Source organism: Bradyrhizobium liaoningense (assembly GCF_018130785.1).
Taxonomy (GTDB): Bacteria; Pseudomonadota; Alphaproteobacteria; order Rhizobiales; family Xanthobacteraceae; genus Bradyrhizobium; species Bradyrhizobium liaoningense_A.
Window position 1 is genome coordinate 640,070 of the sequence record NZ_JAFCJT010000002.1, and the last position, 14,114, is coordinate 654,183.

Here is a 14,114-nt window from a genome sequence, read left to right on the forward strand (position 1 = left end):
GGTTGGCAGGCCTTGCGTTGCGAGGCCTGCCTGCCGTCCGGTCCAGGGGACGCCGTTTCATGCTGCTAGTCGACATCGTCTTGCCGGGCCTCGTGCTGGGCGGCATGTACGCGCTGATCGCGCTCGGCCTGACGCTGCAATATGGCGTGGCGCGGATCATGAACCTCTCCTATGGGGAGTCGCTGGTCGCGGCCGCCTTCGGCGCGTTCTCGCTCTACAGCGGTTTCGGCCTCAGCCCGCTGGCAGCGCTGCTGTTCGCGGTTCCTGTTGCGATGGCGCTGAACTGGCTGCTCTATCGCTTCCTGCTGGAACGGCTGATGCGGAGGGGCAAGGACAGGGGCGCGCAGGAGATCGACAGCATCCTCGTCACCTTCGGCGTGCTGTTCGTGATCCAGGGCGCCATGCTGGTCGCGTTCGGCGGCCAATACTATAGCTACAGCTATCTCTCCATTCCCGTGGTCGTTCTGGGATCGACCCTTGCGGTCAATCGCCTCGTCGCGCTGCTGTTCGCAGCGCTGGTCGGCGGTGCCGTGTATCTCGCCCTCACCCGCACGCGGATCGGCACCGCCGTGCGCGCCATCGCGGTGGACGCGAATGCCGCACGCCTTGTCGGGATCGACGTGGCAGCACTGTCAGGACTTGCATTTGCCTTCGGCGGTGGCCTCGTGGCCGTCGGCGGCGTGCTTGTCAGCATGTTCCTCACCTTCAATGCCGCGATGGGCGTAGTCTTCACCATGAAGGCGCTGGTCGTCGTCATCATGGGCGGCGTCGGAAATGTGATGGGTGCGCTGGTTGCGGGACTGCTGCTCGGCATCGTCGAAACGGCAGTGGCGCGGCTGGTCGATCCCGGCTTGACGCTGGCCGCCACTTACACGCTGTTTCTCGGTGTGCTCCTGATCAAGCCGACCGGTCTGTTCGGGAGAGCCGCGTCATGACGGCGCCTGTCCGGACATTGCTGTGGTGCGCCGGCGTTGCTTTGGCCGCGGCGATCGTCGCCTATCCGCTCTATGCCAACGGCTACTATCTCGCGCTCGGCATCAGCGTCCTCTATTTCACGATTCTCGCGACGGCCTGGGCGATGTTCTCGGGTCCCACCCGTTACATCTCGCTCGCGACAGTCGCGTTCTTCGGCCTCGGCGCCTACACCGCCGCGGTGCTCGGCGAGACCATGCCCTGGCCCGTCGTGCTGTTGGCCGCGGCCGGCGTGGGCGCACTCACCGCCGTCATTACCGGGCTTTCGACCCTGCGCCTGTCCGGCATCTATTTCGTGATCTTCTCTTTCGGGCTTGCCGAGCTGATCCGGCAGTTGGTGATCTGGTACGAGGTCAACATCCACAAATCGGTCGGCCGCTATCTCTTCAGCGCCGTGACGCAGGATATTCTCTACTGGCAGCTTCTTGGCCTTGCCGCACTCGTCTTCCTGGTGGGCTGGTTGCTCGGGCGCTCGCGTTATGGGCTTGCGTTGCGCGCCATCGGCGCCGACGAGACCGCAGCGAGCCATTCCGGCATCGATGCGACGCGGGTCAAGCTCGGCGTGTTCGTTCTGAGCGCGACATTCATAGCGATGACCGGCGCCGTGATGGCGCCGCGCTGGACCTATATCGATCCAGCGATCGCCTTCAATCCGACCATCTCGTTCCAGGTCGTGATCATGGCCTTGCTGGGCGGTGCGGGCTCGCTGTTCGGCCCCGTTCTCGGCGTCATTCCGCTGGTCCTGCTGTTCGAGGTCCTGACCGCGACGCTACCCAACCATTTCAGCATCGTGCTCGGCATCGTCTTCGTCCTGATCGTCATGGTGCTGCCGAACGGTGTGATCGGCCTGTTCGGCGCCGGACGCTCGCGCGTCCCGGCGGAGCGTCGCGCCGCCGCGTCCGCCCGCACGATGGATGCCCCGCTCCTCGGGGTCGAAGGCGTCAGCAAATCGTTCAGTGGATTGCGCGCGGTCGATGACGTCAGCTTCACGGTGGCGCCGGGCGAGATTATCGGCATCATTGGCCCCAACGGCTCCGGCAAGACGACGCTCCTGAACACGTTGTCCGGCGCCTTGCGGCCGTCGTCCGGCACGATCCGCCTTGGCGGCACCGTGCTCAACGGCCTGCGCGCACATCAGATCGCGCGGCTAGGCCTCGCCCGCACCTTCCAACTGGTGCGCGTGATGCCAGACATGACTGTCGCGGAGAACGTTGCCGCCGCGCGGCTGTTCTCCACGTCAGGCGGTTCGGACGCAACGGGAAGTGAGTTGCTCGATCTGGTTGGGCTCGGCGCGATGCACGAAGCGCCCGCGGGTGATCTGACCTATATCGATCAGAAGCGGCTGGAGCTTGCCCGCGCGCTGGCATTGCAGCCGCGCCTGGTGCTGCTCGATGAGTGGCTGGCGGGACTCAATCCGAGCGAGCTGGAAGCCGGCATTGCCCTGATCGCAAAGCTGCGCGACCGCGGCCTCACCATCATCATGGTCGAGCACGTCATGGATGCGATCCGCGCGCTGTGCGGCCATTGCATCGTCATGAACGCCGGCAGCGTGATCGCGCGCGGCGCGCCGGACGAGGTGTTGACCGATCCAAAGGTCGTCGCCGCCTATCTCGGAGGTGAGGATGCTTGAGGTCGTCGCCCTCTCCCACTTCTACGGCAAGCACCAGGCCCTGGCCGACGTCGCGCTCGGCATCGAGCAAGGCGAGATCGTCGCCATCCTCGGCGCCAACGGCGCCGGCAAGTCGACCCTGCTCAAGAGCATCGCCGGTCTGGTCAGGCCCGCGCCGGGTGCGGTGATCCGATTCGATGGACAGAGCATTTTCGAGCTTCCGGCCCATCTGATCGTGGAGCGCGGCATCGCCCTGGTGCCGGAAGGGCGCGGCGTCTTCGGCGACCTGACCGTTGCCGAGAATTTGCAGCTCGGTGCTTATCCGGCCCGGGCCCGCGCGGGCGAAGCGGACCGGCTCGCAAAAATCCTGCAACTGTTCCCGCGCCTTGCCGAGCGTATGAGTCAGGCCGTCCGCACCATGAGCGGCGGCGAGCAGCAGATGGTTGCGATCGGCCGGGCGCTGATGTCGAACCCGTTGCTCCTTTTGCTCGACGAGCCCTCGCTCGGCCTGTCGCCTTTGCTCAGCCGCGAAGTGTTTCGCGCGCTGACCCAGATCCGCGCCGGTGGCGTCAGCGTCTTGCTGGTCGAGCAAAATGCACGCGCGAGCCTCGACCTTGCCGACCGCGTCTACCTGATCGAGTCCGGCCGTAATGCCGGCAGCGGACTGGCAGCCGCAATGAAGAACGATCCCGAGATCCAGCGCGCCTATCTCGGCAAGGCGCGCGCCACGTCACCTGCACCAAATTCACTCCCCTAACCCTCCTGCAATCCTTGGAGAGCTCCATGAACGCAATCGACCTTCTCATTGGCGGCAAGGACCAGTCGGCCAGCAATCAGCGTACCTTTCAGCGCCACAATCCGATCTCCGGCGAGGTCGCGACAACAGTGGCGGCGGCCTCGATCGACGATGCGATGCGTGCCGCCGACGCCGCGGCCGCAGCCTTTCCGGCCTGGTCGCAGCTCGGTCCGTCCGAGCGCCGCAAGCGGCTCAGCGCGGCCGCCGACATCCTCGCGCGCCGAGCGGCGGAGTTCACCGCGCTGATGGTTGCCGAGACCGGCGCGACGGCGGGCTGGGCCGGCTTCAACGTGCATCTTGCCGAAGGCATGCTGCGCGAGGCAGCGGCCATGACGACGCAGATTTCCGGCGATATCATTCCGACCGACAAGCCCGACAATCTCGCCATGGCCTTCCGCCAGCCGGTCGGCGTCGTGCTCGGCATTGCGCCGTGGAATGCCCCGGTCATTTTGGGCGTCCGGTCCGTCGCGATGCCGCTCGCCTGCGGCAATACGGTCGTGCTGAAGGCCTCCGAGATGAGCCCAGGCGTACATCGTCTGATCGGAAGCTGCCTGACCGAAGCAGGCCTCGGCGACGGCGTCGTCAACGTCGTGACCAACGCGCCTGAAGATGCGCAGGCCGTGGTCGAAGCGCTGATCGCGCATCCCGCGATCCGCCGCGTCAACTTCACGGGATCGACCCGTGTCGGCCGCCTGATCGCGCTCGCCTGTGCCAAACACCTCAAGCGTGCGCTGCTGGAGCTCGGCGGCAAGGCTCCGCTCGTCATCCTCGATGATGCCGACCTCGACGCAGCCGTGAATGCCGCAGCCTTCGGCGCCTTTATGAACCAGGGCCAGATCTGCATGTCGACGGAACGGATCGTCGTCGACGAAAAGGTGGCGGACGCCTTCATCGCCAAGTTCGCTGCGAAAGCGAAAAGCCTGCCCCATGGCGATCCTGGCAAGGGCAATGTCGTGCTCGGTTCGCTCGTCAGCGGCGCGGCCTGCGACCGCGTCAGGGGGCTCATCGACGATGCCGTCGCCAAGGGCGCCGTCGTCGCGGCTGGCGGGCACGGCAGCGGCACCATCATGCCGGCCACCATCGTCGATCACGTCACGCCGGCGATGCGCATCTATGGCGAGGAAAGTTTTGGTCCGGTCGTGACCGTTGTCCGCGTCAGCGGGCTGGACGAAGCCGTCCGGGTCGCCAACGACACCGAATATGGCCTCTCCTCCGCCGTGTTTGGCCGCGACATTGCGCGCGCCCTTGGCGTGGCCAAGCGGATCGAGGCCGGCATCTGCCATGTCAATGCGCCCACCGTGCACGATGAGCCGCAGATGCCGTTCGGCGGCACCAAGGCGTCCGGTTACGGCCGCTTCGGCGGAAGAGCGGCCATCGACGAGTTCACCGAGCTGCGCTGGATCACCGTGCAGACCGGACCGCGCCATTATCCGTTCTGAATCATGGCCTGCGCCCGGCGACGATCCGACGGTTCATCGGACGGTCGTCGGCAGGCGGTCGTGGCCCGAATCGCGGCGGCACTTCGCTTAGCGCAGCGGCAGCAGGTCGAGCTGGCTCTGCGCCTTCCTCACCGCCGCCGCGAACCAGCTCTGGCTCGGCGCTTCCTTGGCGAAGCATTTTGTGTAGGCGTCCATCGCCTGGTCTTCCTTGGCCATGGAATCCTGCGGGGTCTTCCTGGCCATCATCTGCTTCCAGATCTTCTCGCAGGCCGGGATCCCAGCCGTCTTCACGGCGTCGGTCACGGCGAGGAAAAACACCTTCTCGCCCTGGATCGCGACAACGTCGATTTCATGCGGCGCGCCTTTCAGATCGCCATTGCCGCGCACGCCCAGCACGGCGACCGCAGCGCTCGCGGATGCGGGCTGTGTGATCGGCAGCTCGGCATATTTGGCGAAGGCCGAGTCCTGGATGGCTTGATAGTAGAAGCGGTCCGACTTGAACGCGGCGCCGATCTCCTGCGGCATGCCGTCCTCGCGGTGCTCGCGGAGCCAGTGCTTGAGCAGACCTGTGGTGGTCACCACGGCCTGCATCTTGTCGCCTTCGGAGGCGAAGCCTAGCCCGTCGAGATGGCCGAAGCCGGAGTCGCCCTTGAACAGCGTATCGGCGTTCGACTTGCCGTCCGCGGGCAACCCCTTGATCGTGACGGGGCCGACCAGGCCGCGCAGCACGCCCGTCAGCTCCTTCAGAGCCGCATCGTGCTGCTTGCTGGTCTCGTCGTTTTCCGTGGCCTTGGAGAATTTTGCGATATAGCGATCGCGCAGGTCGAGATAGTGTTGCTCGGGGCCCGCCGCGTTAGCGGGCGCGGCCAAGGCAAGCAGGCAGAGCAAGGCGAGCGATCTCATTGCATGGTCCGGCTGGGAGCGATCTCCAGTCTTTGTGCCGATGCCGGGCGCCAAGGTTCATCCCGCGAAAGTCGGCGGGAGCCCTACTCCGCCGGCGTGAGTTGCTGCCGGCTCAGGCGGAGGGCCGCTGTCTCGCGCACCCGGACGCGGGCGCGGCGCTTGCGCCACCAGATCACGACGCCGGTGACCGACAGTGCCGCCACCACGAGGCCCATGATCGAGATCAGGATCCGGCCGAACAGCCCGACGATCCGGCCCGAATGCAGCGGGAATTGCGCCTGCACGAAGATATCGGCGGCGGTGCCGACCCAGGGCAGCCGTTCGCCGATCGGACGGCCGTCCTCGCTGTCGTAATAGAGCTGCGCCGGCCCGACGCCGCCAGCGCCGTGATCGTCGCCGGGATGGAAATAGGCCGCGGCATAGACGCCATGGGCAGGTCCGTAACTGAGCGCGCCGACCGGGATGGTCCACCCTCGCCCCTTGCCGTCGGCCGCGGCCCGTGCAGCGATCTCGGCGAAGGTCATCCTGGGCTCGATGGGATCGTCGAGATCGCGATAGGGCCGCTGCTCATAGGGCGTCGGCGTGTAGTTCGACACCATCTTCATCATCGGCGAGAACACCTCGAAATAGAGGTTCAGCGAGAATGCCGTGAAAGCGATGATGAACAGCACACCCCAGGTCCACAGGCTGAAGGCGCGATGGATGTCGAAATTGATCCGGTAGGCACTGCCCGATGTCTTGATGATCCAGGCCGGCGCCCAGCGCGCCCAGAATCCGCGTTCAAGCTGGCGCGTGACCTGGGGCGCCCGCGCGGCCTTGGCGCGCCGTCGCGAGGGCAGCGTCAGATAGAAGCCGACGAAGCAATCGACGGTCCAGATGATGGCGATCACGCCGAGCACGCGCATGCCCCAGCGATCGCTGCCCCAGAATTCCGGAATGTGCATGGTGTAGTGGAGCTTGTAGAGGAACGAGACGAAGTTTTCGCGCGTCACCGGCCACACCGCGCCCCAGTAGCGCCGGCCGAGCTCGACGCCCGTGTTGGGATCGAGGAAAACCTGGTTGTAGTCCATCGCAAAGCGCTTGCCGGTCGAAGGATCGATCCGCGGCATCACGAAGAACCACAGCGAGTGCCCCTCCTCCGGCGTCATGAAGAGATAGACGACGCGCGCGCGGGGATCGCGTTGCTCGATCATCTTCGCGAGCTCGATCGAGGGAATCGCCGGGCCTTTGGTCGAGACGTCGAACAGATGGCTGTTGAGGACGTCGTCGATCTCATGGTCCCAAGAGATGATCGCGCCGGTGATGCCGGAGAAGAACAGGAATCCGGCGGTGAGCAGTCCCGCCCAGCGATGCAGCCTGCCAAATATCGCTCTCATCGTCTCGACTCTCATCAAGCGGGTCCGGCTGCCATCGCCGGACCGTCCCTACATCGAACTCACCAGCGGTACGTCAGCTTGCCGATGGCTTTCCGCCCCTCCGCGTAGAAGCAGCCGGACAGGCTGTAGCAGGCGGCGACATAGCGTGTATCGGCGAGATTGGTGACGTTCAGCGACAGGCGCCAATTGTCCCGGGTGTAGGCGAGCAGCGCGTCCAGCACGGTGGACGATCCCACCTTGAACGTGTTGGCGTCGTCGCCCCAGGTCGCGCCGACATAGCGGATGCCGCCGCCGAACTGCAAGCCGGCGAGCGGCCCGTTCTGGAGCGTGTAGTCGCTCCACAGCGAGGCACGGTTGAGCGGCACCGTCGGCGGCGCCTTGCCGAGATTGACGGGATCCTGCGACAGCATGGCGTCGACATAGGCGTAGGCGGCGCGCAGGTTCCAGCCGTCGGCGAGCGACATCGTGCCTTCGAGCTCGATGCCGCGAGATTTCACCTGGCCGAGCTGCTCGGCAAGATAGCTCGGCGGGGCGAACGTGACGACGTTGTCGCGCGTCAGGTCGAAGGCGGCGAAGGTGAACAGCGCGTTCCATCCGAGCGGCTGGTACTTGACGCCCACTTCGTATTGGACGCCGGTTTCGGGATTGAGCATCTGTCCGGACGGACCGGTCGCGAGCACCGGCAGGAACGACTCGGAATAGCTGAAATAGGGCGCGACCCCGTTGTCGAAATTATACATCACCGCCGCGCGGCCGGTGAAGGCGGAGGCATCTTTCGAGACCGACGTATTGGAGGTGGGGAGATTGCTGTCGACCTGCGTCGTGACGAAATCCTGGCGGCCGCCGAGCTGGAACGAGAGCCGGCCGAGCTTGATCTGATCCTGCGCATAGAGGCCGACCTGCGACTGCCTGACGCCGGTGTTGTCGCTCATGCCCCCGATGGTCCAGTCGTAGCTGTAGGCCGGGTTGAAGACGTTGATCTCGGGCGCTGAGGTCGTGACGCCAAAGGCGGTGTCGCGGAACGATGTGTTGCGATAGTCGATCCCGACCAGAGTGGTGTGGCTGAGGATGCCCGTGGTGAAGTTGCCCTGGAGCTGATTGTCCACCGCGAAGGAGTTGATGTAGGAGTTGCTGTAGCTGCCGAAACGCGCGAGCTGCCCGGCGGCCTCGTTGGTATAGCCTCCGCCGTAGAATACTTTTTCCTCGTTGTGCTGATAGGCGTAGCGCAGGTTCTGCCGGAACGTGATGTTGTCGGTGAAATTGTGCGAGAGCAGGTAGCCGGCGGTTGCGATCTCGGTGTTGAACGCGTTGAAGCTCGGCACGCCCGCGAAGAACCAGACCGGGATGGTGCGGCCGTTGTTCGGCCACACCGTTCCCGAGGCCGGCAGGAACTGGAGGCCCCACCCTGCCCGGTCCTTCTGGTAGTCGGCGAGGATCGTGATGGTGGTGTCCTCGTTCGGCTTGAACGTGACGGCGGGCGCGATGAAGACGCGGTTGTCCTTGGTGAAGTCGACCTGGGTCTCGCCGTCGCGGACGACGCCGGTCAGGCGCCACAGCACGGTGCCTTCCTTGTTGGCGGGGCCGCCCATGTCGAACTGGCCCTGATAGCGGTTGAAGCTGCCCCCGGAGACCGAGACTTCGCCGAATTGCTGCGCGGTCGGCAGCTTGGTGACGTAGTTGAGGATGCCGCCGGTGCCGCTGCCGCCATACATCGCCGAGGATGGTCCCTTGAGAACCTCCAGCCGTTCGGCACCGTAGGGATCGAGGCCGTTGAAATGCACGTAATTGCTGGATGGAATCCTGAGACCGTCGACGTAGAGGCCAGACATGGTCGTGTCGAAGCCGCGGATTTGGAGGGCGCCGAAGCGGGTGTCCGAGCCGCCATTGACGTCGCCGCTGACGCCGGCGGTGTAGCGCAAGGCCTCGCCGATCGAGACCGCGCCTTGGTTCCTGATCTGGTCGGTGGTGACGACGGACACCGACTGCGGCGTTTCGATCAGCGGCGTGTCGGTCTTGGTGGCGGTGCCGCTCCGTGTCGCGACGAATCCACGTACCGGGCCACCTGCGCGTTCAGCCGCGTTGCGATTCGCTGATGCCGACTGCGTTGGCATGGCTTGCTGCGCAGGAGAACGCCGGTTGGCGCGTGCGGTACGCGTCGTCGCGGACCGCCGCGACGAAGCCGCCCCCGCGGGTCTGGTGCGCTCAGCCGGCGCATCCACCGAGACTGCAGGAATCTGAGTTTGCGCCTGCACGGGCGCGAAGGGAACGCAGAGAGCGAATGTGCTGACGGCGCCGAAGAAGAGCAACTGAAGCTGTCGAACACGCGTATTGGAACACGAACGAAATTGGAAGTCTGACACGTCTATCGAGGCCCCACGCACTGCCGGCTTTGCCGGGATGATTTTTGGACCCCCGCCCTAACGCAGGGGCAATTTCAGTGCGAGAGACGCGAAGTTAGAATCTATCGAGACCGGGGAATAAGCCGTGCGACCAATGCGCCCATATGCGCGTCGAGGTGCATCGCCGCTTCTGCGAGCGCTCGGATCTGGAATGCTTCTAGAGTGAGAACATTCGCTGGAGCGCTTGCGACCAACGAACCAGCGCTGGTCGGCCTGCTGCGAACATTGTTGTCGCGCGACGAGCCTAAGCTTTGCGGGGGTGGCAGCACGAGCCGCCGGCGGCGTCCTTCGGGTCGCCCGCCAGCACGCTGCGGCTGTTGCGCTCCGGCGGAATGTCGCCGGCGGCGTTGGCCGAAAAGAATCCGGTCGGCTTCAGCATGAAGCCGGCATATTCGACCGGCATGATCGGAAAGTCCTCGGGCTTGCAGATATGGGTGTGGCCGAAGGAATGCCACAGCACGATGTCGGCATTCTCGATGTTGCGGTTCTGCGCGGCGTAGCGCGGCAGGCCGTCGCCGCCGGCATGGTTGTTGGGATAGTCGCCGCTGGCATATTTCTCGTCCTTGTCGAACGCCGTCACCCAGACGTGTTTGGTCGCAAAGCCGCCGCGCTTGCGCACGTAGCTGCCCTCCTGCGCCAGCATCAGCGGGCTCGGATTGACCACGAGCTTGTAGGCCGGCGCATTGCCGACCGAATTGGTCTCGTTGGGATTGCTGATCTTCCAGAACCGTCCGGTCTCGCCGTTGGCGATCGCCGCCGCGTCTCGCTCGCGTGAGAGAACGCGCGTCGTTGTGTCGAAGGCGTTGCCGTGCGGATTGTCGTGGCCCCAGGGGCGCGGCACGAAATCGTGCTCGGTCACCGTGTTGCCGCCGCCGTCGAGATCCATGTGCATGCGCACGTTGAAGAAGTGCTGGTGCGTCGGCCCGCCCAGATTGTCGTCGACCATTCCGCCCCATTTGTACTTTTCGCCAGGCTGCACGGCGGCGGTCTGGATGATGCCGGTGAGCTTGGTTTCGAGCTGGATCGTGCCGTCCTGGTACAGGTACCAGTAGAAGCCGTAGTCATAATTGCCGACGGTCGCGAAGAATGAGATCACGAGGCGCCGGGAGCGCCGGACCTCGAACAGGCCGTTGCGGAATTCGTAGTGTTTCCAGGCAATTCCGTAGTCTTCTTCATGCATGCAGATGGCGTTCTGCATGACAAAGGGCTCGCCCTTGTTGTCGGCCGCCGGCACATCGAAATAATGGATGTTGCCGAGGCAGTCGCAGCCGAGCTCGAGCGCGTTGGCGAGCATGCCGAGGCCGTATTCGCCGGCATCGAACGCCGACTTCCAGAAATGGTTCTCGGTCGGATCGGCGTAGGGCACCACCATCTCGGTGACGCTGGCGCGATGGATCAGCGAGCGTTTTCGTGCGCCATCCTGATAACTCAGCTGATGCAGCACCAGGCCCTCGCGCGGCGTGAAGCCGACGCGAAAGCTCCACTTCTGCCAGTCGACCTTCCAGCCGTCGACCTTGAAGCTCGCGCCCTCGGGTTGCTCGATATGCAGCGGCTTGATGTCGGTGCGCGGGTTCTTGACTTCATGCGCGCCGTAGTTCCGCTTCTTGCGCGGGATCGGCACGATCGGATCCGCATCCGTGAGATCGATGACCTTGCCGGCGATAAGGTCGACCACGGCGACCACGCCCTCGATCGGGTGCGCGTAGCCGTTGTCCTGAAGATGTTCGCGGAAGAAGCTGACGGCACGCACGATGCGGGCGCCGCGCTCGTACTTGAAATCGAAGAAGCCCGAGGAGAAGGGATCGACCTGGACCAGCTCGATGTCCTTGTCGGTCAACCCGCGCCGGACCATCGCCGCGCGCCAGCCGGGATCGGCTTTCACCACGGCCTCGCACTTGAAGAACTCCTCAAGCATCACCGGCGGCTGCCCGTAGGGCGGCTCGCGGTTCGGAATGACCTTGCAGGCGACGATCTCGTTGCGGGCGAGATCGACGATGTGCTCGATCGCCTCGCCCGTGGTGATGTCGAGCGTCAGCGCGAAGGCGCGGCGCGCTGCTCCACCCGCAGCCAGCTCCTGCTTGGTCGGCTCCTCCAGCCGCACCGTCGGGAAGCGGCAGTTCTCCGGCGATTTGGCCGCCGCACGCACCAGATTGCAGGCCGCGGCGATTTCCTCCGCGGTCAGCGGATCGAGCGTATGCGGCGCCCCGGCCTGCGTTTGCGATGGGGCCTTGACGGTATCGAGCATGTTGATGTCCAGAGGTCAGCGCGGGGCGAGATGCGCGGTGATGGCGCCGAAGGCAGCGAACCAGCGTTGGTCGATCGGAACGTCCATCGCCTTTGGTTGCGTCGCGAGCTTGACGATGACGGTGTCTGAGTCGAGATCGACATAGAGGTGCTGGCCGTGAATGCCGATCGCGGTGAGCGCGTTGCGCGACGGGTCAATCGTGAACCATTTGCTGCGGTAGCGCGCGCCCGGGAAGAACTCTGCGAGGTCACCGTCGGCCCAGGCCTTGGGATCGCCGTTCTCGCGGATGTCATCGATCCACCAGCCCGGCACAACCTGGCGTCCCTCGACCACGCCGCGGTTGCGGATCATCTCGCCGAAGCGCAGCAGGTCGCGCGCGGTGATCGAGATGCCGCCGGCGATGCGGCCCATGCCGTGGCTGTCGAGCGTGAGGGAGCCGTCTTCCTCGGCACCGAGGGGCTGCCAGAGATAGTCGGAGAGGATGCGGTGATAAGGCATGCCGCAGGCGCGCTCATAGACCCAGCCGAGCACCTCGGTGTTCGGCGAGACGTAGTGGAACACCTTCCCGTGCGGCTTGCCGGTGCCGCGTAGCGTGGTCAGATAGGCGCGCTGATGGCCGGGCTCAACGCCGGCCGGCGGGACGTCCCAGCCCGAGGAAAAGCGGTAGCGCGCGACGTCGCCGGCGGGGTCCTCATAATCCTCCTCGAACTTGATGGCGACGGCCATGTCGAGCAGGTTGCGGACGGTGCAGCCCGCGTAGACCGAGGTCTCCAGTTCCGGCACGTAGCGCAGCACCCTCGCCTCGGGATCGACGATGCCGCGCGCGGCCAGCACGCCGCCGAGCGTGCCGGCGATCGCCTTGCTGATCGAGCAGATCAGATGCGGGGTGGTCACACTCATGCCGTCGCCGTACCATTCGTGGATCAGCGTGCCCCTGTGCATGACGAGAAGCGTATCGGCGAAGGTCTCACGTAGCGTGGCTTCGATCGTGGTCTCTTTGCCATCAGGCGCGGTGAAACCGAGCTTGGCCAGCTCGCGTGGCTCACTTCTCATCAGCGTGGGCTGAGCCGAGCGGCGGATCTCGGCCGTCGGCAGCACCTCGCGGGTGTGGGTGAAGCCCCAGCGGATCGCCGGAAAGCTGCGCCAGTTCGCGCGGGTCACCTGGGCCTCGAGCGCGGGCGGGCTGCCGCGCATGATGTCGGTCGGTCGCATCTCGGTCCTCCGCGGCGCCGGTGTCGGGAACGGCTGGGTAGCAAGACTGCACAATGGCCGCTTGGGGCGTTATCGAAATCCGGCAATATTTTGCTGGACAGAACCCGTGGCCGTGCCAGTCTGGCGTAGTTCTTGCTGGCTATCTGGCTTCCAAATTCCGACGTAGCGTCATGGCCTTAAGCGCAACTCTTCCGATTCGGGACTCGGCTGCCAATCTGCTTCAAGCGAGCAGCACGGATGTTGACGAGCACTGCGCCACGCTTGGCCGCTGGCGGCTGAGCTACGACCAGATCAGCGCCGGTGCGTTCACGGGCAGCTTCACCCAGCTCTCCCTGCCCCGGCTTGAAGTCTTCCGCGAGATCACCAGCCAGCAGGTCCGCCAATATGGCCAGCTCGGCGCCGACAGTTTTGGCATCGGCCTGCCCTGGGATGGCGACGGCGAGCTCAGCTGCAACGGGACCAGCGCCAACGGCGCCCGGGTGCTCGCCAGCATCGACGCCGAGATCGACATGTGCACGCCGAAGGCCTTCGAGCTGCGCGGTGTCGTCGCCAGCACGGTGCTGATCGCGGAGCTGGCCGCCCGGCTCAACATCGAGTTGCCGCGCGCCGTGTGGCACCAGTTGCGGGTGATCGAAATGGCGGCGGCACCGGTTGCGCGGCTGCGCGCCCATCTTGCCGCGGTCCACGAGACCATCACGACCGCTCCCGAACGGTTCAACGATCCGGCGGCGCTACAGGCGCTCGAAGACGCCCTCCTCGTCGAAATCTTGGACATGCTGCCGACGGCGCGCCCGAGCGATCTCGGCCGCAGCTCCGCGGCGCGGAAGCGGACCGTGGATCGTGCCCGCGAGCTGATGCATGGCAGCGGCGAGCGTGCGCTCTCGCTGCTGGAAGTCTGCAAGGCGGTCGGCGCGAGCCCACGCAAGCTCGGTTATTGCTTCCAGGAAGTCGTGGGCACGAGCCCGATGCATTATTGGCGTGCGATGCGGCTGAACCGGGTGCGCCGGGATCTGAAGCGCGCCGGCGGCGCTGAGACCTCCGTCTACGACGTCGCCGTGCAGCACGGCTTCTGGCACTTCAGCCAGTTCTCGCTCGACTACAAGCGCCACTTCTCCGAGCTGCCCTCGGAGACGCTGCGGCGCGCCAGGCGCGCCGCCTGACGC

At 65.3% G+C, this 14,114-nt stretch carries 10 protein-coding genes; 5 read left to right on the plus strand and 5 right to left on the minus strand.

Annotated features, from left to right (window positions below):
* The first annotated feature begins 59 nt into the window (after window positions 1–59).
* Genes JQ627_RS08665 through JQ627_RS08680 form a run of 4 tightly spaced genes read left to right on the plus strand, consistent with a single transcriptional unit; the run spans window position 60 to window position 4,816 of the window.
* Window positions 60–935: a branched-chain amino acid ABC transporter permease gene (locus tag JQ627_RS08665; RefSeq protein WP_212483767.1), complete on the plus strand. Its 876-nt coding sequence runs from the start codon at window positions 60–62 to the stop codon at window positions 933–935.
* Window positions 932–2,602 (plus strand): ABC transporter permease subunit, encoded by a 1,671-nt coding sequence (locus JQ627_RS08670; RefSeq protein ID WP_212483768.1) that lies wholly within the window; start codon window positions 932–934, stop codon window positions 2,600–2,602. Before JQ627_RS08665 ends, JQ627_RS08670 begins: the two co-directional genes overlap by 4 nt.
* On the plus strand, window positions 2,595–3,338 hold the full coding sequence (locus tag JQ627_RS08675; RefSeq protein WP_212483769.1) for an ABC transporter ATP-binding protein: 744 nt from the start codon (window positions 2,595–2,597) through the stop codon (window positions 3,336–3,338). Before JQ627_RS08670 ends, JQ627_RS08675 begins: the two co-directional genes overlap by 8 nt.
* Before the next feature lie 26 nt (window positions 3,339–3,364).
* Window positions 3,365–4,816 carry an aldehyde dehydrogenase gene (locus tag JQ627_RS08680; protein WP_212483770.1) on the plus strand — a complete coding sequence of 484 codons (1,452 nt, stop codon included), beginning with the start codon at window positions 3,365–3,367 and terminating at the stop codon, window positions 4,814–4,816.
* Between the two features lie 87 nt (window positions 4,817–4,903).
* Here JQ627_RS08680 and JQ627_RS08685 read toward each other — a convergent pair whose 3' ends face one another.
* The 5 genes from JQ627_RS08685 to JQ627_RS08705 form a co-directional block, all read right to left on the minus strand.
* Window positions 4,904–5,719 carry a hypothetical protein gene (locus tag JQ627_RS08685; protein ID WP_212483771.1) on the minus strand — a complete coding sequence of 272 codons (816 nt, stop codon included), beginning with the start codon at window positions 5,717–5,719 and terminating at the stop codon, window positions 4,904–4,906.
* Between the two features lie 83 nt (window positions 5,720–5,802).
* Window positions 5,803–7,095, minus strand: a complete 1,293-nt coding sequence (fsrB, locus tag JQ627_RS08690) for a siderophore utilization protein FsrB (protein ID WP_212483772.1) — start codon at window positions 7,093–7,095, stop codon at window positions 5,803–5,805.
* A 59-nt stretch (window positions 7,096–7,154) separates the two neighbouring features.
* A complete protein-coding gene (locus tag JQ627_RS08695) occupies window positions 7,155–9,206 on the minus strand; it encodes a TonB-dependent siderophore receptor (RefSeq protein ID WP_249142955.1) in 2,052 nt (683 codons plus the stop codon).
* Between the two features lie 532 nt (window positions 9,207–9,738).
* Complete coding sequence (locus tag JQ627_RS08700; RefSeq protein ID WP_212483774.1) at window positions 9,739–11,739, minus strand: primary-amine oxidase; 2,001 nt, start codon at window positions 11,737–11,739, stop codon at window positions 9,739–9,741.
* Window positions 11,740–11,754: 15 nt separating this feature from the next.
* Window positions 11,755–12,951: a serine hydrolase gene (locus tag JQ627_RS08705; RefSeq protein ID WP_212483775.1), complete on the minus strand. Its 1,197-nt coding sequence runs from the start codon at window positions 12,949–12,951 to the stop codon at window positions 11,755–11,757.
* Between the two features lie 170 nt (window positions 12,952–13,121).
* Here JQ627_RS08705 and JQ627_RS08710 point away from each other — a divergent pair, with 170 nt between their 5' ends.
* Window positions 13,122–14,111 carry a helix-turn-helix domain-containing protein gene (locus JQ627_RS08710; protein ID WP_212483776.1) on the plus strand — a complete coding sequence of 330 codons (990 nt, stop codon included), beginning with the start codon at window positions 13,122–13,124 and terminating at the stop codon, window positions 14,109–14,111.
* Window positions 14,112–14,114: the final 3 nt, after the last annotated feature.